General features: G+C 68.9%; 19 protein-coding genes and 1 other RNA gene. 11 read left to right on the top strand and 9 right to left on the bottom strand.

The genetic code is table 11. From position 1 onward, the window contains the following. Positions 1-508 precede the first annotated feature (508 nt). The 6 genes from GPZ80_RS30055 (at position 509) to GPZ80_RS30080 (ending at position 5,283) form a co-directional block, all read left to right on the top strand. On the top strand, positions 509-1,009 hold the full coding sequence (locus GPZ80_RS30055) for a PadR family transcriptional regulator (protein WP_187224523.1): 501 nt from the start codon (positions 509-511) through the stop codon (positions 1,007-1,009). A gap of 43 nt (positions 1,010-1,052) precedes the next feature. Further along, positions 1,053-2,153: a peptide chain release factor 2 gene (prfB, locus tag GPZ80_RS30060; protein WP_187224496.1), complete on the top strand. Its 1,101-nt coding sequence runs from the start codon at positions 1,053-1,055 to the stop codon at positions 2,151-2,153. 90 nt (positions 2,154-2,243) lie between these two features. Beyond that, entirely contained in the window at positions 2,244-2,933 is a 690-nt protein-coding gene (gene ftsE, locus GPZ80_RS30065) for a cell division ATP-binding protein FtsE (protein WP_091373409.1), read from the top strand. Between the two features lie 36 nt (positions 2,934-2,969). Next, on the top strand, positions 2,970-3,872 hold the full coding sequence (gene ftsX, locus GPZ80_RS30070) for a permease-like cell division protein FtsX (RefSeq protein ID WP_187224497.1): 903 nt from the start codon (positions 2,970-2,972) through the stop codon (positions 3,870-3,872). A gap of 46 nt (positions 3,873-3,918) precedes the next feature. After that, positions 3,919-4,392 (top strand): SsrA-binding protein SmpB, encoded by a 474-nt coding sequence (smpB, locus tag GPZ80_RS30075; protein WP_091373415.1) that lies wholly within the window; start codon positions 3,919-3,921, stop codon positions 4,390-4,392. Then, a complete protein-coding gene (locus GPZ80_RS30080; protein ID WP_187224498.1) occupies positions 4,393-5,283 on the top strand; it encodes an amidohydrolase family protein in 891 nt (296 codons plus the stop codon). It begins immediately after the preceding gene. Here GPZ80_RS30080 and eccCb read toward each other — a convergent pair. Further along, the gene (gene eccCb, locus GPZ80_RS30085; protein WP_187224499.1) at positions 5,272-9,534 is read right to left on the bottom strand and encodes a type VII secretion protein EccCb; all 4,263 of its coding nucleotides are present in this window, start codon (positions 9,532-9,534) and stop codon (positions 5,272-5,274) included. The two genes, GPZ80_RS30080 and eccCb, sit on opposite strands and share 12 nt — an antisense overlap. Next, entirely contained in the window at positions 9,527-9,904 is a 378-nt protein-coding gene (locus tag GPZ80_RS30090) for a hypothetical protein (protein ID WP_187224500.1), read from the bottom strand. The genes eccCb and GPZ80_RS30090 overlap by 8 nt, the downstream gene beginning before the upstream one ends. Positions 9,905-10,044: 140 nt before the next feature. Between GPZ80_RS30090 and lon the strand changes: the two genes are divergently transcribed. Beyond that, on the top strand, positions 10,045-12,411 hold the full coding sequence (lon, locus tag GPZ80_RS30095; protein WP_187224501.1) for an endopeptidase La: 2,367 nt from the start codon (positions 10,045-10,047) through the stop codon (positions 12,409-12,411). Positions 12,412-12,636: 225 nt separating this feature from the next. Then, positions 12,637-15,102 carry a S8 family serine peptidase gene (locus GPZ80_RS33900; protein WP_187224502.1) on the top strand — a complete coding sequence of 822 codons (2,466 nt, stop codon included), beginning with the start codon at positions 12,637-12,639 and terminating at the stop codon, positions 15,100-15,102. Between the two features lie 69 nt (positions 15,103-15,171). Here GPZ80_RS33900 and GPZ80_RS30105 read toward each other — a convergent pair whose 3' ends face one another. Genes GPZ80_RS30105 through GPZ80_RS30115 form a run of 3 tightly spaced genes read right to left on the bottom strand, consistent with a single transcriptional unit; the run spans position 15,172 to position 17,587 of the window. Continuing rightward, a complete protein-coding gene (locus GPZ80_RS30105; RefSeq protein WP_187224503.1) occupies positions 15,172-15,816 on the bottom strand; it encodes a response regulator transcription factor in 645 nt (214 codons plus the stop codon). Beyond that, positions 15,804-16,931: a sensor histidine kinase gene (locus GPZ80_RS30110; RefSeq protein ID WP_312880655.1), complete on the bottom strand. Its 1,128-nt coding sequence runs from the start codon at positions 16,929-16,931 to the stop codon at positions 15,804-15,806. The genes GPZ80_RS30105 and GPZ80_RS30110 overlap by 13 nt, the downstream gene beginning before the upstream one ends. Beyond that, entirely contained in the window at positions 16,928-17,587 is a 660-nt protein-coding gene (locus GPZ80_RS30115; RefSeq protein ID WP_187224504.1) for a sensor domain-containing protein, read from the bottom strand. The genes GPZ80_RS30110 and GPZ80_RS30115 overlap by 4 nt, the downstream gene beginning before the upstream one ends. 154 nt (positions 17,588-17,741) lie before the next feature. On the opposite strand from GPZ80_RS30115, the gene ssrA reads away from it, so the two are divergent. Together ssrA and GPZ80_RS30125 are read left to right on the top strand one after the other, a co-directional pair. After that, positions 17,742-18,117, top strand: a transfer-messenger RNA (tmRNA) gene (gene ssrA / locus GPZ80_RS30120). 233 nt (positions 18,118-18,350) lie between these two features. Further along, positions 18,351-19,202, top strand: a complete 852-nt coding sequence (locus GPZ80_RS30125) for a DUF72 domain-containing protein (RefSeq protein ID WP_512699358.1) — start codon at positions 18,351-18,353, stop codon at positions 19,200-19,202. 366 nt (positions 19,203-19,568) lie between these two features. On the opposite strand, the gene GPZ80_RS30130 is transcribed toward GPZ80_RS30125, so the two are convergent. Both GPZ80_RS30130 and GPZ80_RS30135 read right to left on the bottom strand, forming a co-directional pair. Then, positions 19,569-19,817 (bottom strand): hypothetical protein, encoded by a 249-nt coding sequence (locus GPZ80_RS30130; protein WP_187224505.1) that lies wholly within the window; start codon positions 19,815-19,817, stop codon positions 19,569-19,571. Between the two features lie 48 nt (positions 19,818-19,865). Next, positions 19,866-20,315: a YdeI/OmpD-associated family protein gene (locus GPZ80_RS30135; protein ID WP_187224506.1), complete on the bottom strand. Its 450-nt coding sequence runs from the start codon at positions 20,313-20,315 to the stop codon at positions 19,866-19,868. A gap of 139 nt (positions 20,316-20,454) precedes the next feature. Between GPZ80_RS30135 and GPZ80_RS30140 the strand changes: the two genes are divergently transcribed. After that, positions 20,455-20,874 (top strand): hypothetical protein, encoded by a 420-nt coding sequence (locus GPZ80_RS30140; RefSeq protein ID WP_187224507.1) that lies wholly within the window; start codon positions 20,455-20,457, stop codon positions 20,872-20,874. A 13-nt stretch (positions 20,875-20,887) separates the two neighbouring features. Here the strand turns inward: GPZ80_RS30140 and GPZ80_RS30145 are convergent, their stop codons facing one another. Both GPZ80_RS30145 and GPZ80_RS30150 read right to left on the bottom strand, forming a co-directional pair. After that, positions 20,888-22,096 carry a DUF4241 domain-containing protein gene (locus tag GPZ80_RS30145; RefSeq protein ID WP_187224508.1) on the bottom strand — a complete coding sequence of 403 codons (1,209 nt, stop codon included), beginning with the start codon at positions 22,094-22,096 and terminating at the stop codon, positions 20,888-20,890. Next, positions 22,089-22,664, bottom strand: a complete 576-nt coding sequence (locus GPZ80_RS30150) for a class I SAM-dependent methyltransferase (protein ID WP_187224525.1) — start codon at positions 22,662-22,664, stop codon at positions 22,089-22,091. Before GPZ80_RS30150 ends, GPZ80_RS30145 begins: the two co-directional genes overlap by 8 nt. Positions 22,665-22,722: the final 58 nt, after the last annotated feature.

Here is a 22,722-nt window from a genome sequence, read left to right on the forward strand (position 1 = left end):
CAGAGGTCGCAGGTTCAAATCCTGTCCCCGCTACAGATGCGGAAGGCCGGTCCATACGGACCGGCCTTCTTGCTATCCGGTGGACCTCATCAAGTTGAAGTATCATCAAACGGCTGGTCCACTCAGGACTCTCAGTGCGATCCGCGCATGATCCTCTCGTTGTGAAGTTTCAGCCACCTACGTTCGTAGGGAATCTGACAACAACTCTGAATAGTCGGCGGACTAATTACGTGATCTGCCGCACATTATGTCGACCATTCCCAGCGATCACTGATTACGACTTGCTTCCCGGACTGCGCCGAATGGGTATTGGCATTCCCTATAGGCCACTCCTTTGGGTGAGTCAGTCCTGTTGGGACCGTCCAGGTTTGCGCCAGACGGGCCCAGTGACGTGGGCTGTTCGGTTGCGTCCAAAAGTGGGGACGCCGTTTGTTTGACGATCAGCCATTGTGGACTGGGCGACCTGGCCACTGTGGACAGCACGCCGATGTCGTGGGACCGTTGTCCTGTGTCTGAATTGAATGCAACTGCCGCGGCCCTTCTGGGTCTGCTGCACGAAGGTCCGCAGACCGGCGGCCAGCTGGTGTCCGCTGCGCGCGAGCGCTTCGGCTCGTTTTTCAGCGTCACGCGCAGCCAGGTCTATCGCGAGCTGCCCGCGCTCGCCGACGACGGACTCGTCCGTCTCGGCAAGCAGGGGCCGCGATCGAGCCAGCAGTACGTGATCACAGCCGCGGGCAAGAAGGCGTTCAAGGGCTGGCTCGGTGGCGAGCCCGGCCCTGACCACCTGCGCAGCCCGCTGATCCTGCGCCTTGTCCACGCGAGCACGCTCACCGCGAAACAGCGGGGCGCGCTGCTCGACTCCGCCAAGGTCGTCTACAACGGCGAACACGAATCCGCGAAACTGGCGGCCAAGTCCGCCGAGGATCCGTACGCCAAGGCGATCGCGGAATTCGGCATGGCGCGGGCCAAGGCAGTGCTGAAGCTGCTGGATTCGATCCCGAAGTCCTGACCGCCGCAGCGGCGGCGTCCGCGTCCGCGTAATCTCTTTCGACGTGAACCCGGACGTCGCCACTGACATCAAGGACCTCTCCGCCACGCTCGCGAGTGTCGAGGCGGTGATGGACCTCGATGGGCTGCGCGCGCAGATCGCCGATCTGGAGGAGCAGGCAGCTCGTCCGGACCTGTGGGACGACCCTGACGCGGCGCAGAAGGTGACGAGCCAGCTCTCCCACCGGCAGTCCGAGCTGCGCAAGGTGGAGGAGCTGCGCTCCCGCCTCGACGACCTGCCCGTGCTCTACGAGCTGGCCGAAGAGGACGAGGGCGACGCCGCCGCGGCCGCCGACGCCGACGTGGAGCGCGAGAAGCTGCGGGCCGACATCTCCTCCCTCGAGGTGCGCACGCTGCTGTCCGGCGAGTACGACGAGCGTGACGCCCTGATCACCATCCGCTCGGAGGCCGGTGGCGTCGACGCCGCCGACTTCGCCGAGATGCTCATGCGCATGTACCTGCGCTGGGCCGAGCGCCACGGCTACCCGGTCGACGTCTTCGACACGTCCTACGCCGAAGAGGCGGGCATCAAGTCCACGACGTTCCGGGTCACCGCCCCCTACGCGTACGGCACGCTGTCGGTCGAGCAGGGCACGCACCGGCTGGTCCGCATTTCGCCGTTCGACAACCAGGGCCGCAGGCAGACCTCGTTCGCCGCGGTCGAGGTCACGCCGAACCTCGCGCAGACCGACCACGTCGAGATCGAGGACAAGGACCTGCGCGTCGATGTCTACCGCGCGTCCGGCCCCGGCGGCCAGGGCGTCAACACGACCGACTCGGCCGTGCGCCTGACCCACATCCCGACCGGCATCGTGGTGTCCTGCCAGAACGAGCGCTCGCAGCTGCAGAACAAGGCCTCGGCCATGGTCGTGCTGCAGTCGAAGCTGCTCGAACGCCGCAGGCAGGAGGACCAGGCCAAGATGGACGCCCTCAAGGACAGCTCCAGCGGGTCCTGGGGCAACCAGATGCGCTCCTACGTCCTGCACCCGTACCAGATGGTCAAGGACCTGCGGACCGAGTACGAGGTCGGCAACCCGGGCGCGGTGCTCGACGGCGACATCGACGGTTTCCTCGAGGCCGGGATCCGCTGGCGTCGTACCCAATAGTCACCGCCGGTGTACACACCGTCACCAGCGGAAACGCTTACCCGAGGCGAAGCAACAGCTTCATAACAGGCGCGGGTAGACTCGCCCACCGTGATCCGCCTCGAACAGGTATCCAAGGTCTACAAGACCTCCACGCGGCCCGCCCTGGAGAATGTCTCGGTCGAGATCGACAAGGGTGAGTTCGTCTTCCTCATCGGCCCGTCGGGGTCGGGGAAGTCGACGTTCCTGCGCCTGTTGCTGCGCGAGGAGGTCCCCAGCAAGGGGCGTGTCTACGTCGCCAACTTCGACGTCGCCCGGATGGCGCGCCGCCGCGTGCCCCGGCTGCGGCAGTCCATCGGCTGCGTCTTCCAGGACTTCCGCCTCCTGGCCAACAAGACCGTCGCCGAGAACGTGGCGTTCGCGCTCGAGGTCATCGGCAAGCCCCGGCACACCATCAAGAAGGTCGTGCCCGAGGTGCTCGAGCTGGTGGGCCTTGAGGGCAAGGCCGAGCGCATGCCGCACGAGCTGTCCGGTGGTGAGCAGCAGCGCGTCGCGATCGCCCGGGCCTTCGTGAACCGGCCGCTGATGCTGCTGGCCGACGAGCCGACCGGAAACCTGGACCCGGACACCAGCCAGGACATCATGCTGCTGCTGGAGCGGATCAACCGCACCGGCACGACCGTGCTGATGGCCACGCACGACCACTCCATCGTGGACTCGATGCGGCGCCGCGTCGTCGAGCTTGATCTCGGCCGTGTGCTGCGCGACGACGCCCGCGGTGTCTACGGCGTCGGCCGCTGACCCACCTGCCCCCAAAGACGAGGAACACCAACCCCGATGCGTGCCAGCTTCGTGTTCAGCGAGGTCGTCACCGGCCTTCGCCGGAACATCACGATGACCATCGCGATGATCATCACGACCGCCATCTCGCTCTTCCTGCTCGGTGGTGGCCTGCTCGTCGTCCGGATGATCGATAACACCCAGGAGCTCTACCAGGACAAGGTCGAGGTCAGCGTCTACCTGACCAACGACGTGTCGGCGAACGACAAGGGCTGCACGGCGGACCCGTGCAAGGGCCTGCGTTCGTCGCTGGAGAGTGACCCGGCGGTCGAGGAGGTCGTGTTCGAAAACCGCGACCAGGCGTTCGAACGGTTCAAGCGGATCTTCGAGGCGCAGCCGGAGCTGGTGAAGCTGGCCCGGCCGGAGGCGCTGCCCGCGTCGTTCCGGGTGAAACTGGTCAACCCGGACCGCCCTGAGGTGATCACCCAGGTGTACGGCGGCAAGGCGGGGATCGACACGATCACCGACCAGAGTGAGTTCCTCGACCGGTTCTTCAACGCCCTCAACGGTGTTCGGAACGGCACGTTCTTCATCGCGGGCATCATGGCGATCGCGGCGCTGCTGCTGATCTCCAACACGGTCCAGCTCTCCGCGTTCACCCGGAAAACCGAGGTCGGCATCATGCGCCTGGTCGGCGCGACCCGGTGGTACACGCAGCTGCCGTTCCTCCTGGAAGCCGTGGTCACCGGTGTCGTCGGCGCGCTCGTCGCCATCGGAATGCTGGTGATGGGCAAGGTCGCCTTCGCCGACGACGTGCTCGCCGACCCGATCCAGGCCGGGGTGGTGAAGTCGGTCGACGCCTCGGACATCGCGCTGGTCTCACCGATCTTGCTGCTGATCGCGGTCGTCATCTCGGCGATCACCGGCTACGTCACCCTGCGTCTGTACGTCCGCACGTGACAATCCCGTCGCTGCCCTCTCCCCGCCGCACGTAGAGTCACGCGTCATGGCAAGGGAAAAGGGTCAGAAGGTGATCGTGTCGAACCGCAAGGCTCGGCACGATTACGCGGTCCTCGACACCTTCGAGGCGGGGGTCGTCCTGGTCGGCACCGAGGTCAAGAGCCTGCGCGAGGGGCGTGCGTCGCTGGTGGACGCGTTCGCGACGGTCGACGACGGCGAAGTGTGGCTGCGCAACCTGCACATCCCGGAGTACACCCAGGGCACCTGGACCAACCACGAGCCGCGGCGGACGCGCAAGCTGCTGCTGCACAAGGGCGAGATCGAGCGGCTGATCGGCAAGATCAAGGAGTCAGGTCTGTCGCTGGTGCCGCTGTCGATGTACTTCAAGGACGGCAAGGTCAAGGTGGAGTTGGCGCTGGCGAAGGGCAAGAAGTCCTACGACAAGCGCCAGGACCTGGCCAAGCGCGACGCGCAGCGCGAGATCAGCAAGGCCTTCGGCCGAGCGGCCAAGGGCATGTGAGTGGATCCCGCCACCGACGGTGAGGTCGCCGCGTGGGTGGCTTCGCTCGGGCTGCCCGGGTTGGTCGACATCCACGTGCACTTCCTGCCCGACGCGATGCAGCGCAAGGTGTGGGAGTACTTCGACGACGCCGAGCGCAACTACGGCATGGCGTGGCCGATCCAGTACCGCGCTTCCGAGGCCGACCGGCTTGCGACGTTGCGCCACCTCGGGGTAGTGGCGTTCGCGCCGCTGGTCTATCCGCACAAGCCGGGGATGGCGCGCTGGCTCACCGAGTGGGTGCTCGACTTCGCCGCGCGCACACCGGATGCCGTGCCGACCGCGACGCTCTACCCGGAACCCGAGGTCGCCGACTATCTGGACGCGGCTCTGCGCGCGGGCGCGCGATGCGTGAAGGCGCACGTCCAGGTGGGCGCGTACGACCCGCGATCGGAGCTGCTGGCCCCGGCGTGGGGGATGCTCGCCGAGGCCGGTGTGCCGGTCGTGGTCCACTGCGGACACGGGCCGCTGCCGGGGGACTTCACCGGGCTTGACGTCTTCGGCGAGGTGCTGCGCGCGCACCCCAGGCTGACCGCGGTGCTCGCGCATGCCGGGATGCCGGAACTCGACGTCGCCCTCGATCTCGCTGAGCAGTACGAGCGGGTGTACCTCGACACGACCATGGTCGGTGTCCCGTTCACCGAGCGCCTTACGCCGCTGCCCGCCGACTGGACCGCGCGGCTCGCGGGCGTGGGCGACCGGGTCGTGCTCGGCACGGACTTCCCGAGCATCCCCTACCCGTACGCCACGCAGCTCGCGGCGATCGCGGGATGGGCCCATGACGACCGGCTCGGCGAGCCGTTCCTGCGCGCGGTTCTGCACGACACCCCGGCGCGCCTGCTAGCCCTTTGATACGGCGGCGGAGTGCTCGGGGGTCCAGGCCACCTGGATGAGGGACTCGCCCTCTCGGCGACGGACGAGTGTGCCCCGGCCCGGTGGTAGTGCTGACGGGCGCACGCTGCCGAGCAGCACACCCTCGTCGCGGCTGCCGGACATCACGATGCCGGGGGTGCTCAGCTCTCGCAGCTTGCCGACGATCGGGTCGAAGAGCGACTTGGCCGCCCCGCCGGTGCGGCGGGCGACGACCAGGTGCAGGCCCACGTCGACCGCTTGGGGTAGGAATTCCGCCAGCGGCTGCAGCGGGTTGACCGCGCCCGCCGCGGCGACGAGGTCGTAGTCGTCGACGATGATGAACAGCTCCGGTCCGGTCCACCAGGAGCGGTTGCGCAACTCCTCATGGCTGAGGGTGGATCGCGGAAGCCGCTTGGCCAGGCTCGCCCGGACGTCCTTGATCATGCTTTCGAGCTGGTTCGCCGACACCGCGTACCCGATCAGGTGCTGCTCCTTCACGAAGCCGAGCATCGTGCGGCGGAAGTCGACCATCAAGATGACGGCTTCCTTTGGCGAGTACCGATCGGTGATGCCCCGTGTGATGGTCCGAAGCAGGTTCGTCTTGCCGGATTCGTTGTCCGCGAAGGCGAGGAAGTGCGCGTCCCGTCGGAAGTCGAGGTACACGTTGGCGAGGTTGTCCTCGTCGAGGCCCAGTGGGATCAGCCTGCCTGCGACGGGGTCGTCGCGAAGAGCGTGGTAATCCACCTGCTCGGGCAGGAGCTTGATCGCGGGCGCGGTCCACCCGGGCCAGGCCTCGGCGACCGCGGCGACCGCCTTGCGCAGGCCGAGCGCGACATCGTGGACCGAGTTGCCCGAGTCGAGGCGGGGCAGTGCGGTGAGGAAGTGCAGTTCGTCGCTGGTGAGGCCGCGGCCGGGACGGCCCGTGGGCACGGTGACGGCGACCCGCCGGTTCACCTCGGACTCGCTCGGATCGCCTAGTCGCAGCTCGAAGCGGGTGCCGAGCTGGTCCTTGAGCGTGGGCCGGATGTCGGCCCACCGGTTCGCCGTGACGACGACGTGCACGCCGTAGCCCAGCCCGCGCCCGGCCAGGTCGAGGATTTGCCGTTCCAACTCCTCGAAGTCGTTGCGCACGGTCGTCCAGCCGTCGATCACCAGGAACACGTCGCCGAACGGGTCACCGGTCGGCTCGCCGCGGGCCTTCCTGGCCCGGAAGTCGGCGATCGAATCGATGCCGAGTTCGCGGAAACGCGCCTCCCGGGCGCGCACCAGGCCGGTCAGCTCCGAGACCGTCCGGCGGACCTTGGCACGGTCGAGGCGCGTGGCCACGTCGCCCACGTGCGGCAGACCTGCCACGGTGGACAGTGCGCCGCCGCCGAAGTCGAGACAGTAGAACTGCGCCTCTTGCGGGGTGTGGGTCAGCGCGGTGGACAGGATCAGCGTCTGCAGCATCGTCGACTTGCCCGACTGCGGCCCGCCGACGACGCCGACGTGGCCGCCCGCCCCGGCCAGGTCGGCCAGCAGCACGTCGCGGCGCTGCGCGAACGGGTTGTCGACCAGCCCCACGGGAAGCCGGAGGCTGCCGTTGGCCGACGCGCACAGCCCGCGTTCGGCGGAGCGCACCACTGGCGGCAGCAGGTGGTCGAGCGGACTGGGCTCGTACAGCGGGGGGAGCCACACCTCGTGCGCGGGTGGCCCTTGGCCGACCAGTTGGTCGACCAGCACGTCGAGTTCGCTGGGCCGCGGGCCGTCGGTGTCGGCGGGTCCGTAGTGGCCGGAGACGTACGCGGCCGTGAACCGGCGCAGCGGGTCGTTGCCGACCTGCATCAGGCCCACACCGGGAGTGAGGGGCAGCTCGTAGGCGTCGGGGACACCGATCGCGGTGCGTGACTCCATCGCGGAGAACGTGCGCAGGACGATCCGGTAGGACAGGTGCGACTCGAGGCCGCGGAGCCTGCCCTCCTCCAGGCGCTGGGACGCGAGGAGCAGGTGGATGCCCAGCGACCGGCCGATCCGGCCGATCATGACGAACAGATCGATGAAGTCGGGATTGGCCGAGAGCAACTCGGAGAACTCGTCCACGACGATGAACAGGGCGGGCAGCGGGTCGAGCGGGGCGCCGTGCTCGCGCGCCTTCCCGTACTCACGGGCGTTCGCGAAGTTGCCCGCCAGCCGCAGCTGCTCCTGGCGGCGGTTGAGTTCGCCGGTCAATGCCTCCATGAGCCGGTTGACCAGGTCGGTCTCCGCGGCGAGGTTGGTGATCGTGGCCGCGACGTGTGGGGCCTTGTCGAGGCCGAGGAAGGTCGCGCCGCCCTTGAAGTCGACGAGGACGAAGTTGAGCTCGGTCGAGGAGTGCGTCGCCATCAGGCCGAGGACGATGGTGCGCAGCAGTTCGGACTTGCCGGAGCCGGTCGCGCCGATGCACAGGCCGTGCGGGCCCATGCCGTTCATCGCCGCTTCCTTGATGTCCAGCGCGACCGGTATACCCGCCTCGTCCACGGCGAACGGCACACACAGCCGGTCTTGCGGCGCGCGCGGCCGCCACGCCTGGGACAAATCGAACCGGGCCGGGTCGTCGGGCATGCCGAGCAGCGGCAGGAGCCGGGGCGGTCCCGACGGCCGCGGGGCCACGGATGTGGTCGGGGCTTCGTCGGTGAGCGCGCCCGCGAGCCGTTCGGCCGCCGCCAGCAGGACCGCCTCGGTGTCGGCCGGATCGGTACGGGCGGCGAGGAACGTGCGGCCGTTGAACAGGCCCCAGCCCGCGCGGTCGGGCAGCGTCGCGGCCAGCGCGGGGTCGATCTTGGACTCGGCGGGGTCGTCCAGGCACAGTTCGATTCGCGCGCGCAGCAGTCGGGCGATGTCCTGGGGGATCTCCGCCCAGTGCCGCGCGGTGACGAGCACGTGCACGCCCACGCTGAGTCCGGTCGCGGCGATCTTCTTGACCGCGGCGGGCAGGTCGGGGACCTCTTCGGCGAACTGGTCCCAGCCGTCGACGACGAGGAATACGTCGCCGTTGTCGGCGGCGGGGAGCATGCCGCGCCTGCGCAGCTCGCGGAACTGGCCGACGTGGCCGATCTGCGCGCCGCGGAAGAGCCGGTCGCGGGTGCTGATCGTCTTCTCCACCCGGTCGAGCACCGCCTTGATCCCGGCGTGGTCGAAGGGCGCCACGATCTCCTTGACGTGTGGCATCGCGCGCAGCGAGCTGAACTGGCCGCCGGAGTCGAGGCAGTAGAAGTGGACCTCGTCGGCGGAGCGGTCGAACTGCAGGCCCGCGATGAGGGTGTGCAGCAGCGCCGACTTGCCGGACCAGATCTTGCCGACGATGCCGATGTGGCCGTCGTGCCCGGCGAGGTCGAGCCGGACGACGTCGTCGGCGCGACCGGGCATGTGGTGCGCCTGTCCGATCGGGACGACCATCCCGGTGGGCGCGGCCTCGCGTACCGCGGGGATCAGGTCGGCCAGCTGCGGCGAGGAAGCCGACTCGTCGACCACGAGCCTGCGCGAGCGCGCGTTGGCGATCTTGATCGTGCCCTGGGCGTCGTTGAACCGGGTCGGGAGCTGCGGGCGCTCGGTCTCGGTGTTCTTGCGCAACTCGGCGTAGAGGTAGGCGTAGAGGTCGTCGGCGGTGATGATTTCGGCGCCGGGCGGTGCGGCGGCGCCGGTGGTCAGCCCGCTGATGAGCGCGTCGGTGAACCGGGAATACGGCTGCCTACGGTCGAAGACGACTCGCTCGTCCTCATAGGCCAAATCGAGTTCGTTCGTCGCGGTGATGACGTAGGTGCCCATGCCGAGGCTGGCGTCGAGGTCGACGCCCTCGGTCGACTTGGCCACCGCGCCGCGGGAGAACATGCCGCTGTAGCAGCAGTCCAGCAGCACGGCCTTGTTCCGGGACTGGCATTCGGAGAGCAGCTGGCGCACCATCACCGACGGGATCGCGGTCGAGTACGGCCGGTTGGTCTCGGTGTCGTTGGCGGCGAAGAACAGCTGGTTGTCGGCGTTCTTGAAACCGTGGCCGGACAGGTAGAGCAGGACCAGGTCGTCGGGCGAGCGGTCGTTGAACAGGCGCTCGATCTCGTACTCGATGACAGCCTTGCGGTTGTCGAGCAGGACGGGCGCGGAGTCGAACTCACCTATGGCCGGGTCGAGAAGCAACTGCGCCAGGAGCTGGGTCTCCTGCACCGGCGCGCGCAGGTTGCGCAGCTTCGGGTCCGCGTAGCGCGCGGTGGCGACCAGCAGTGCGTGCCGTTCACCCATCGGTCGGTTCCCGGGGTGCGGTCTCGCCCAGCTTCTCGATGAACTTGCGCTGCTCGTCGCCGGAGAGCGCGGTCAGCACGATCTCCTGGTCGCCTTGGCGCCAGGTGACCGACCGCGCCTTGGCCCGGTCGAGGAACGCGGTGACCGTCTTGTAGACGCCGGTGATCGCGGCGGCGGGCAGCGCCCCGGTGAGGATGAGTTCGGCGATGCTCTGGGTGGCGCCCGACTTGCTGCCGTGGGCCTCGGCACCGTCCGCGCGGGTCACCTTGGCCACGCCAAGCGCGCGCAGGTCGGCGAACAGCATCGTGGTGAGCCGGTCGAGCCCGGCCGCGTCGGCGCCGCCATCCACGCGCAGTGTCAGTTCGCCCATCGCCTGGCCCCCAGAGAGTGTCCGATCGCTTGCTCTAGGTATACCAAGTGACGTGCTCGCTCAGGGCGAACACGGGGAGGAAACAACCGGACACCCCGCGAGGTTGAGCTAGTCAGACTCAACTTTGGAGGGTGATCCACATGGCCGAGGCGTTCACGCTTCCGGTGCTTCCGCTCGACGACACGGTCCTGCTGCCCGGCATGGTGGTGCCGATCAGGATCGGCGGCACGGACATCGCGGGTGAGGTGCGCGCGGCGGTGGAGGCCGCCCAGGCGTCCGCTGAGGACGACAAGCCGAGGGTGCTGCTCGTTCCCCGACTCGACGGCAAGTACGCCCGCTACGGCACGCTGGGCGTGGTGGAGCAGGTCGGCAGGCTGCCCGGCGGCGAACTGGCCGCGGTTGTCCGGGGGACCGCCCGGGTGCGCATCGGCGCGGGCACGACCGGGCCGGGCGCGGCCCTGTGGGTGCAGGCGGAACTGGCCGAGGAACAACTCGGTGAGCGCGCGGAGGAGCTGTCCCGCGAATACAAGGCGCTGGTGACGACGATCCTGCAGCAGCGCGGGTCGTGGCAGGTGGTCGACACCGTCGCCCAGGTCGACGACCCGGCCGCGCTCGCCGACCTCGCCGGGTACGCCTCCTATCTTTCCGACGAGCAGAAGGTGTGGCTGCTGGAGACCACCGACGTGGTCGCCCGGCTGGCGAAGCTGATCGAGTGGGGCCGCGAGCACCTGGCCGAACTCGATGTCGCCGAGACGATCCACAAGGACGTCAAGGAAGGCATGGAGAAGCAGCAGCGGGAGTTCCTGCTGCGCAGGCAACTCGCCGCCGTCCGCAAGGAACTGGCCGAACTGGACGGCAAGCCCGCGTCCGAGGAGCAGGACTACCGCGCCCGCGTGGAGGCGGCCGACCTGCCGGAGAAGGTGCGTGACGCCGCCCTGTCCGAAGTGGACAAATTGGAGCGGACATCGGAGCAGTCTCCCGAGGTCGGCTGGATCCGCACGTGGCTCGACACCGTCCTCGACCTACCGTGGAACAAGCGAACCGACGACGCGTACGACATCGTGGGCGCACGGGCGATCCTTGACGCCGACCACGCCGGGCTCGACGACGTGAAGGACCGGATCATCGAGTACCTGGCCGTGCGCAAGCGGCGCGACGAGCGTGGGCTCGGCGTGGTCGGCGGTCGTCGCAGCGGCGCGGTGCTGGCGCTGGCCGGTCCGCCCGGGGTCGGCAAGACTTCGCTGGGAGAGTCGGTGGCCCGGGCGATGGGCCGCGAGTTCGTCCGGGTCGCGCTCGGCGGTGTCCGCGACGAGGCGGAGATCCGCGGGCACCGGCGCACCTACGTCGGCGCGCTGCCCGGCCGGATCGTCCGCGCCATCAGCGAAGCGGGCTCGATGAATCCCGTGGTGTTGCTCGACGAGATCGACAAGGTGGGCTCGGACTACCGGGGCGACCCGACCGCAGCGTTGCTGGAAGTCCTTGACCCGGCGCAGAACCACACGTTCCGCGACCACTACCTGGAGGTCGAGCTCGACCTGTCCGATGTGGTCTTCCTGGCCACGGCCAACGTGATCGAGCAGATCCCGGCGCCGCTGCTCGACCGGATGGAGCTGGTCCGGCTCGACGGGTACACCGAGGACGAGAAGGTCGTCATCGCCGCCGACCACCTGCTGCCCAGGCAGCTGGAGCGGGCGGGTCTGACCGCCGAGGAGGTGGCCGTCGACGAGGCCGCGCTGCGCCTGCTGGCGGGGGAGTACACCCGGGAAGCCGGTGTGCGGCAACTGGAACGGGCGATCGCGCGCATCCTGCGCAAGGCCACCGCCCAGCTGGCGCTCGGCGCCGCGGAGCTGCCGCTGGCCGTCGGCGCCGCGGACCTGCGCGGCTACCTCGGCAGTCCGAAACACACACCCGAGTCGGCCGAGCGCACCTCGGTTCCCGGTGTGTCGACGGGTCTTGCGGTGACGGGCGCGGGTGGCGACGTGTTGTTCGTCGAGGCGTCGCTGGCCGAGAAAGGCACCGGGTCGAGTGGCGTGACACTCACCGGTCAATTGGGTGACGTCATGAGGGAATCCGCGCAGATCGCATTGTCCTATTTGCGCTCACGCGGGCAGGAATTGGGATTGCCGGTGGCCGAATTGGCTGACCGCGGGGTCCACGTCCACGTGCCCGCGGGCGCGGTCCCGAAGGACGGGCCGAGTGCAGGGGTCACCATGACCACCGCGCTCGCGTCGCTGCTCTCGGGCAGGCCGGTCCGCTCGGAGGTGGCGATGACCGGTGAGGTGTCGCTGACCGGACGGGTGCTGCCGATCGGTGGGGTTAAGCAGAAACTGCTCGCCGCGCACCGCGCGGGCATCACCACGGTCCTGCTACCGCAGCGCAACGAGCCGGACTTGGACGACGTGCCCGAGTCGGTGCGCGACGCCCTGACCGTGCACTTCGTCGGCGACGTCCGGGAGGTGCTGGAACTGGCCCTGGCACCGGCCGCGGAGGCCACGCTCGCCGCGTGACGCGTATTCGGGCCATAGCTCGGGAACCATTGTTTCCGAGCTATGGCCCAATCGAATTCTGTGAGGGTTTTCCCCTAAGTCCGACAGTTCATATCGATGTGCTGAACAGCGGTTTCCGGCGGGTAGCGCTGGTCAATAAAGTGAATCCGCGACACCGTCGAGGTCCCTGCGTCTCCGCCGCCCGCCCAGGCGGCGGCGGAGGCCCCTGCATGAGGGAGACCTTCGATGGGACAAGTTCGCATGGCCCGGCTGCGCCGCTTCGGCGTGCCGGGTCTGATCACCGCGCTGGCGTTGGGTGTGCTGACACCCACCGCCGCGGCTGAGGGCGTCGTGCTCGGCGCCGACCGGGCCGACGCGGTCAAGGACAGCTATATCGTCGTCGTGAGGGACAGCGCCGCGCCCAGATCCGCCTCCGCGCGGACCGCGGCCGCGCTGACCGACAAGTACGGCGGTTCCGTCACCGTGGCGTGGCAGCACGCGGTGAACGGGTTCTCCGCCCGGATGACGCCCGCGCAGGCGCGCAGGCTCGCCGCCGACCCGGCGGTCGCCACGGTCGAGCAGGACGCGCTGGTCAAGATCAGCGAGGACCAGCTCAACCCGCCGTCGTGGGGCCTGGACCGGGTCGATCAGCGGAACCTGCCGCTGGACAACAAGTACAGCTACGGCACTGGGGCGTCGAACGTGACGGCCTACGTGATCGACACCGGGGTTCGCGTCTCGCACAGCACCTTCGAGGGCCGGGCGACGTGGGGCACGAACACCGTCGACAGCAACAACACCGACTGCCACGGGCACGGCACGCACGTCGCGGGCACGGTCGGCGGCAAGGAATACGGGGTCGCGAAAGGCGTCAAGGTCGTCGCGGTCAAGGTGCTCAACTGCGCCGGGTCGGGCTCGAACACCGGCGTCATCAGCGGCGTCGACTGGGTGACCCGCAACGCGGTGAAGCCCGCCGTGGCCAACATGAGCCTCGGCGGCGGGGCGGCGGCCTCGCTCGACACGGCGGTCCGCAACTCGGTCGCGGCGGGCATCACGTACGCGCTGGCGTCGGGCAACGACAACGGGAACGCCTGCAACTACTCGCCCGCCCGCGTCACCGAGGGCATCACGGTCAACGCGTCCGACCGCAACGACGCGCGCGCCAGCTTCTCCAACTTCGGCACCTGCACCGACATCTTCGCGCCCGGGGTGGGAATCACGTCGGCCTGGATGACCAACGACACGTCGACGAACAGCATCAGCGGCACGTCGATGGCCGCGCCGCACGTCGCCGGAGCGGCGGCGGTGTGGCTGGCCAACCGGCCGTCGGACACCCCGGCGCAGGTGCAGGCGGGCCTGATCGCCGCGTCGACGCCGAACAAGGTCACCAACCCGGGAACGGGATCGCCCAACCGGCTGCTCAACATCGACCCGGGCACACCGTCGAACCCGGTCGCGCTCCCGAGTCCGGGGAACCAGGCCGGGACCGTCGGGGTGGCGACGAGCGTCAAGGTCTCCGCCACCGGCGGGACGGCGCCGTACACGTGGTCGGGCACCGGGCTGCCGCCGGGGATCGCGGTGGGGCCGAGCACGACGCAGTCGGTCGCGGTCGAGGGCACGCCTACCGCGGCGGGCACGTACAACTCCTCGGTGACGGTCAAGGATGGCGCGGGCACGACGGCGACCGCCACGTTCACGTGGACTGTCAGCGGTGGTGGTGGTCAGCTCACGCTGCCGAGTCCGGGTGACCAGACCGGCAAGGTCGGGGTGGACACGGGAGTCAAGCTGGTCGTGTCGGGCGGGACCGGACCGTACACGTGGACCGCCAGTGGTTTGCCAGCTGGTATCGCGCTGAACCCGACGGACACCGATGTCGCGATCATCGGCGGCATCCCTTCCGCCGCCGGCGTTTTCGCGGTGATGGTCGACGTTCGGGACAACACTGGCGCCGCCGCTTCGGCTTCGTTCAGCTGGACCATCGAGGGCGGCGGAAGTCTGGTGCTGCCGAACCCGGGTGATCAGACTGGCGCTGTCGGCGTGGAGGCCGGGGTCAAGCTCGCTGTTTCCGGTGGCGCTGGGCCGTACGCGTGGTCGGCTACCGGCCTGCCCGCGGGGATCTCATTGCAGCCTGGTGATACCGATCGGGCTGTGCTGTCGGGGACGCCCTCGGCCGCTGGGGTTTTCGCGGTGAAGGTGGATGTGCGGGACAGCTCCGGTGCGTCGGCCTCGGCTTCGTTCTCGTGGACGGTCACCGGTGGTTCTTGTCCGCCCGCGCAGAAGGTCGTCAACCCTGGGTTCGAGTCTGGTGCGACTGGCTGGACTTCTTCGGTGAACGTCATCGGGCAGCACAGTGCTTATCCGGCGCATGGTGGCACCTGGAGTGCTTGGCTCGGTGGGTGGGGCTCGGTCAGCAACGAGTCTTTCTCGCAGCAGGTGGCTGTCCCTGCCGGTTGTTCGAGCGCCCGGTTGTCGTTCTGGCTGCGGGTTGACAGCGCTGAGACTGATCCGACGGCGTACGACCGGATGACTGTTTCGGTGGCTGGTAAGACGTTGGCGACGTTCTCCAACCTGAATGAGGCCGGATATCGGGAGTTCAGCTACTCCGTGGCCGAGTTCGCCGGGCAGACTGTGACTGTGCGGTTCGCGTCTGCCGAGGACGAGAGTTTGCAGACTTCGTTCTTGGTTGATGATGTGACTTTGTCTGTCGGGTGAGTGCCTTGGGCGGCAAGGGGATTCCCTTGCCGCCCTTGGTGTCTGGCGCGTGTTTGGGTGGTTCCTGTCCTATGCGCGTTCCAGGAACGTCAGGACTGCGCGTACTCGGCGGTGTTCGACGCTGCTGGGTTCAAGGCCCAGCTTCGAGAAGATGTTGCCCACGTGTTTCTCCACAGCGCCATCCGAGACCGTCAGGGCTTTGGCAATGGCCACATTGGACAGTCCCTGCGCCATCAGGCCCAGCACTTCGCGTTCACGTGGGGTCAGCAGGTCGATCGGGTTGCGGCGTCCTCTGGCCATGAGCTGCGCGATCACCTCCTGATCGATGCACGTTCCGCCGTTCGCGACCCGGCGGACAGCGTCGACGAATTCGGCGACGTCGGCCACGCGTTCCTTGAGTAGGTAGCCGACTCCGCCCGCGCCGCCTGCCAGCAGCTCTACCGCGTAGCGCTCCTCGACGTACTGGGAGAGCACCAGGACCGGTAGGCCCGGCAGTTCCGCCCGGGCCCGCAGTGCCGCCCGGAGGCCTTCGTCGGTGAAGCTCGGGGGCATTCGCACGTCGACGATCGCCAGGTCCGGGCGATGCTCGGCGACCGCGGTGAGGAGGCTGTCGCCGTCCTCCACCGCCGCCACCGTCTCGATGCCCTCGTCGGCGAGCAGGCGGGTGACGCCCACGCGCAGCAGAACCGAGTCTTCGGCGATCACCACGCGCACGGCAGGTCCGCCCTGATCACTGTCGGCCCGCCATGGGGGCTCACCACGGTCATCACACCGTCAATCGTGGCAGCGCGGTCGGCCAGGCCCGCCAGGCCACCCCCGGGACGCAGGTTCGCGCCGCCCGTTCCGTTGTCGGTGATCTCCACGACGACCTGGTCGCCCGCGGGTCGCTCCTCCCGCCAGACGCGGATCATGGCCGTGGTGGCGTTCGCGTGTTTGGCGATGTTGGTCAGCGACTCGCCCACGATGAAGTACGCGGTGCTCTCCACCGCCGCGGGTGGGCGGGGGTCGACGGTCACGGCCACCTCCACCGGCACCGGACACCGGGCCGCCAGCGAGGACAGGGCCGCGTCGAGACCGCGGTCGCCCAGGACGGCGGGGTAGATGCCGCGGGCGAGGTCGCGAAGTTCGGCGACGGCCAGCTTGGCGTCGGCGTGGGCCTCGTCGATCAGGCTGCGGGCGGCCTCGGGGTCGGCGTCGAACTTGCCCTTGGCCCGGCCCAGGCCCATGGCCACCGCCACGAGCCGCTGCTGGGCGCCGTCGTGCAGGTCCCGCTCGATGCGGCGCCGCTCGGCTTCCGCGGCGTCGACACCGCGGGCCCGGGAGGCCTGCAGCCGCTCGGCCTTCGCGGTGAGGTCGGCCGTGCGGTCCGGCCCGAGCATCGCCACGGCGAGCTGCGAGTGCAGCCAGGCGTAGCGCGGGGCCACCCACAGGGCCAGCGGGACCAGCGGGATGCTCGTGACCGCGAGGGCGAACCCGATGATGGACAGCGGGAACTCCAGCATCAGGTACAGGAGGTCCCGCCACGTCCGGCGGTCGGTGAGCAGGGTCCGCCACTGGCGCAGCATGCTCTCGCCCGTGTCGGCGAGCACCGGCTCCGTGGGAAGGTCGGCCCCGGTCAGCGTCCGCGTCCAGTACCGGTGGGCGTTGCCGAAGGCCCGGGCGGACACCGCCGCGCCCACCAGGATGACGACCCCCACCCAGATGACCACCGTCGAGATGCCGACGCACATCAGCACCACGGTCGTCACGAACGTGAACAGGCTCAGCGGGAAGGCGCCCAGCAGGTAGGCGATGGAAGCCGCCGGATGCGGATACTGCCGCGTCGTCACATCACACCCCCGGTCACAGGCTGCCACGAACCGGCGGGTGGGCGCACCGGACCCAGCATGACCCGGGCGAACCGCGCGTGCGCGGCCCCCATGCCCTTGGTCAACGCGACCGTGCAGGCCAGCAGCAGCACCCCCAGGGCGGCGAACGGCAGCGCCTCGAGGGTCGAGTCCACCACGATCCACGGGCGGTCCCAGTCCCACATGCGGTAGCTGCCGGTCGGCAGGTAGCGGAAGTACACGGGCAGGAAGACCAGGGCCAGCGAGGTCGCCCAGAAGGACACCATGATGGCGAACTCGGCGATGCCCACCGGCAGCAGCAGGATGAAGTACGTCAGGCTCTTCCAGGTGGCGGCGTCCTTCACCCGCGCCAGCCACCGCTTGGTCTCCGGCAGCGGCTCGTGCGGGCCGGCGATGTAGGTGTCGAGCAGGGCGTAGACCCGGGCCCGCTCGACCTGGCCGCCCCCGCGGCACAGCACCACCGCCAACGCCAGCAACGGCAGCCCCACCCACACCACCGCGGTGCCGATACCCACCGTGAACAGCACGACAAGGACCACGAACGCCGTGATCCCCACCACCAGATTCATCAACAAAAACGCCAACGCCCCGAACACCGGCGGCGAAGGCCGGGTGCCGTCACTGTGGATCGTGGTCATGTTCGTCCCCTCTCGTCAGGGACAAGCATCACGGCCCGCGCAGGCCCGAACCATGGGGTCGACCACCGGCCCGAGGGTAGGGCTGACCCCACCTTCGGGAAACCGGAATGAACTGGCGGGGTCGACGCGTTATCCTTGGTGAGAACATCCACGAGGGGGTGAACGGTTTCGACTCTGGACGTCGATTCAGTGGGAAGCGTGCCGGTGCAGGCGAGATGACCACCGTAAGCGTCGCTCGCAAACCAATAAGCGCCGAAACTAACGTTCGCGCTGACTACGACCTCGCTGCCTAAGTAGCGGGTCGGGTCTGTCGGCCCAGGGATGCCTCCGCCCTGGATCCCGGCATCAGCTAGGAGGACTACCGCCAGCCTCGGTCACGGGGGTTGGTTGGGAAACAAACAGTGGCTGGGCTCGTCACACCGGCTTGTTCGCGTGACCGGTGGGGCCAAGTAGAGACAATGCGGACTGCGCACGGAGAAGCCCTGATGAAGCGACAGAGGACCCGGGTTCGATTCCCGGCACCTCCACGACTGACGGCCGACGCGTGTCTGCGGAAAGCGCAGACCGCGTCGGTCGTCTTTGTACTCGGCCGAGCCCCCAGACCCCCACGGTGCGATCGGTGACCATTCCAGCGTGGCTCGCGCTGCGCGCATCGGGGGTGCGTAACCAAGCGGGTCGCGCTGCGCGCATCGGGGTGCGTACCGATGGGTGGTTTCGCCCACGGTGCAAGCGGTCTGCACTCGCGATCAATGGAGGTGGTGGGATGGCGTGTCTTCATGTCGGGTGCGCGATGTGGACCCACAAGGCGTGGCCAGGGCGGTTCGTGCCGCGGTCCCTGGCGGCAGGGGAGCGGCTGCGGGCCTATGCCGGTTGGTGCAACGCTGTCGAGGGCAACACCACCTTCTATGCGACCCCCGCGCGGGACACCGTCGAGACGTGGGCGCGACAGACCGATCCCGCTTTCCGGTTCCTGCTCAAGCTGCCCAAGATCGTCACGCACGAGCGCCGGTTGGCCGGTGTCGAGGTCGCGATGCGGGCGTTCCTGGACGCGGTCGAGCCCCTCGGTGAACGGGCGGTTCTCTGGACCCAGTTGCCAGGCTCGTTCGGCCCTTCCGACGTCGACGCCCTCGGGCGCTTCCTGCGCAGGCTTCCCGCAGACCGCAAGCGCGCCGTGGAGGTTCGCCACCCCGGATTCTTCACCGACCTCGGCTCGATGTCGCTGCTGGAGCGGACACTCGCCGAGGCGAACACCGAGTGGGTGCCGTTCGACACCACGGTCTTCTTCCAGAGCCCCCCGGCCAGCGAGGCCGCACAGGAAGCCTGGGCGAGGAAACCGAGGCTGCCGCGGCGGACGCGGGCGCTGACCGACCGACCGATCGTCCGCTACCTGGGCCGGGACTCGATCGAGGAGACGGTCAAGGGGTGGCGGCCGTGGACCGAGGTGGTCGCCGACTGGCTGCGCGAGGGCCGATCGCCGACGGTATTCCTGCACACCCCCGACAACGACGACGCGCCCGCCCTCGCCCGCCGCTTCCACGACGACGTGCGAACACTCGTCCCCGACCTCGACGTGCTGCCCGAACCCGCGCCTATCGAGCCCGCGACCCTGTTCTGACGAGACCAGCACTCCCGTCGATGTCGCGGGGCGCCTGACGACGATCTGCTCGGCTCCGCCGGACTCGTCCACCGTGCACCCGTGCCGAAGACCGGCGCCAAGTGACCCTCACCTGACCGACGCCGGGCAGACCAAGGCTGACCAGGTCATCGCGGTGGAGGAGCAGATGTACGAAGCAATCGACGCCCTCACCGCCGGTCAGCCCGTCCCGCGGACCCTCAAGACGCTCCGCACAATGGCCGAAGTCTTTCCCGTCGCAGAAGCGCTTCGCCGACATGACGGATCGGTCCGCTGATCGCCGACGGGCGATCTCTCCCGCTTGGGGGACAACAGGGACCGGCCCGCCACCCGGGGCAACCATGACCGTCAGCAATCGTCGCCGATGGTTCGCGCCGGCGCGGAGCGGTGCGTGATCAGGGCCATTGAGACGGCGGCGAAGCCCACCGCGTTGGGGCCCCACGCCGCGAGGTCCAGTGCGTGGTCGGCCAAGACCGCCGCCGCGACGAAGTGCAGCGGCTGCGACACGATGGTCGCCGCGGCCGCCCAGCGGGACACCAGGCCGCTGTTCCACATGGCGAGGCCAAGCATCACGGTGCCGATGACGTGGCCGATCACGAACAGCCCCGCGGCGATGGCGAAGGTGGGATGTCCTTGGGGCAGGTGTCAGCGGGCGCGGCCCTCGCGGAGCATGGCGACCGATTTCTCGACTCTGGCCGCGCGTGTCTCCGCTTTCTTGGCGCTGGTCACCTGGTGGACGTGCCACGACTGCTTGCTGTGGGTCAGCGTGTCCCAGAAGTTCTTGGCCTGGGCGTCGGCGGCCAGCGCGGCGGCGAGGTCGTCGGGTACCTCGGTTTCCCGGGGCGCGGTGTCGAGTTCCACGTCGACGTCGAAGACCTGTCCGGCTTCGATGCCTGCCTGCGCCCGCCGTTCGGCACTCACGCCGAGGAGGAACCGGCCGCCCATCTTGGCGATCGAGGTCCGGAACGTGAAGCCGTCGACCGTGACGGACACCTTCGGGTGGCCACCTCCACCCAGACTCTCGACAACCTCCTCGGGCACCTCGAAGCCGGCGGTGTTCTTGCCGGTGGATTCCAGTTCGGCACGAAATCTCATGGTGTATCCCCTCACGTGTTCCCGGTGACGAGGTGACGGTGCGACAGCGGCAGTATCCGACCCGGGTCTCCGGTCGCTACGGCTGGCTCGGTGCACACAAGAGACTCCCATCGAAGCCGTCGCGGGGATACGCTGCGGCGTGGATTACTTCCTGATCTTTCCGCTGCTCGCGGTGGTCTTGGTCGGCGCGATGATGTTGGTGGCGTACACCAGGAAGGGGACGGTGGCCACCGTCCCGATGACCAAGCGACGGATCGTCCTGCGCTCGGCGGCTCCGCCCCAGGTGGTCTACGGCTGGCTTGCCCAGCACTGCCCGCCCGGTTACGCCATCGAGGACGCCGACCCGAGCCGCGGCGTCGTGGTCTTTTCGTCCAAGCCGAACCTGATGACCTACGGCTTCTTCTACCCGGCCGCTGTCTACCCGGAAGGCCCCGGGACGCGCGTCGATCTCGGGATCAAGTCGAAAGTGTTCCAGTACGGGCCACTGGTGACCCGGGCGCACCGCAAACTCGCGCACGCGCTGGCCGCCCTGACTCAAAGCCGTATCGAGGGCGACTGACCGGCCCGGCGGCTCAGGCGCTGGGCACGATTTCCGCTTCCCGCAGGACCAGCAGGTCCACGACGAAGCACGCGACCTCGCCCTCGGCGGTGCGGCCGAGCCAAGTCGGATATGCGCCGTCGCCCCAGCCGGAGGTGAACTGGACGAGACTCGCGCCCGTCGCCGGGTCGACGAGCTCGGCAGGCAGGTCCGCCATCCCGTCCCAGTCGGCCACGGCCTGGTCGGACAGCTCCGCCAGTGCGGGGCCGGCCGCGACGTCGAAGAAACACGCCATGCCGCTGTCGACACCGAAACCTTGGAACTCGCCCTCCCCGAGCATCAGCGGCTCGGCGGACGCGGTCAGCGCGGGTTCCCATGACGCCACGGGCGCGTCGACGACGGTCAGTCGCGCCGCCGCGACTCTCGTGTGATCGGGCTGGTCGATGAACCGGATCACAGCCAGGTCCACCCGGTAGGCGCCGGGGGCGACGGGCGTGGTGAACGGGTCCACTCCGTCGAGCCAACCCGGATCGGCCGCGGCCAACTGCCCGGACACCAGTCGTGCCACGCCGGCGGGGCGGACGTCGGTGATCACGGTGCTACCGCTGCCTGCCAGCGAATACCGCACGCCGGGCTCGAAAAGCGCGGTCGGGTCGCCCGGAGGCAGAGGGACCGGAGGACGCCATGGTGGCGCTGTCGCCGGGTCGATGGCGTCATCGACCCGCCGCACGCGGACCGGGCCCAGGCCGAACAGCGTCGACAAGTCCCCGAACGACGGCACGGGGACCACGAGCGTGGCCGGGTCGACCTGGGTTTGCGTCGCCCGCATCCCGCCGCCTTCGCCCGCGGGTGCTGCCTCGTGCTCCACTCGACCGGAGCGGAAGTTCCGGATGGTTTCCTGGCCCGCGCCTCGGTCGAACTCGGCCTGCCCGGCCGAGTCGTAGGTCCAGAGCCGGACCTCGGTGACGAACAATCCGCCCTCCGGGACGAGGCGGCACTGCGTCTGGTGTACGCGCCTGCCTTGCTCGTCGAAACGCCACACGCGCGCGTACCGCTGCGTTCCAGCCCAGTCGACCAGGGCCGGCACCCGACCGCCGTCCGCCGTGACGGCGGCCACCGCGAATTGTTCCCCCGCCGCATGACGACGTCGCGCCTCCTCGACACCGATGCGTCCGACGAGCGTCCGTGCCTCCGGGTCGAACCCCTCGCAGTAGACGAGGTCCACAGTGATCTCTTCAGGCATGGCGGCGACGGTAACAACGTGCCACGACAGTTCGGGTTGTCATGGCCGTCGGCTCGTGGGCTCGGGCGAAAAAGGTGATCGGTGTCTGCGCGCCGCCTTCGGTGAAGCGTTCGAGTGCGAGGCCCGCGTCGAGGAAGGTGTGGAGCAGGTCGGGCAGCGGGCGGTGGGTGGCGCCGACCAGGTGGCGGATTCCTTTGTCCGTCCAGGATTCCTTGGTCCAATGGCGGTCGCGGTAGCCCGATCGCAGGACGATCGCCTCGCGGTCGGAACGGTCGGCGAAGGCTCCGCGGAAGCAGGGTGGACGCCGATGTGGACGAACGCGCCCACCGGGCCGCAGAATCCGGGCCGCCTCGCGGACGACGGCCAGGTAGGCCGGCATGTCCGTGTGGACCATGACGGCGATGACAGCCGACAGGGAACCGCTTCGAATGGGCAGCCGCCTGCCGTCGGCCAGGGCGATGGGCATGCGGCCCCTGGCATGTCGGCGCATGCCTGGAGAGAGGCCCACGCCTACCGGAGTCCAACCCGGTTTCCGGACTTGGTCCGCGTGCGCGCCGGTAGTCGGCAGTCATGATCTCCACTGAACACGGGATCGGGCTCGGCTGCTCAGGGTTCGTCTGGTGATA

The sequence above is a fragment of the Actinokineospora xionganensis genome (assembly GCF_014323725.1).
GTDB classification, from domain to species: Bacteria; Actinomycetota; Actinomycetes; order Mycobacteriales; family Pseudonocardiaceae; genus Actinokineospora; species Actinokineospora xionganensis.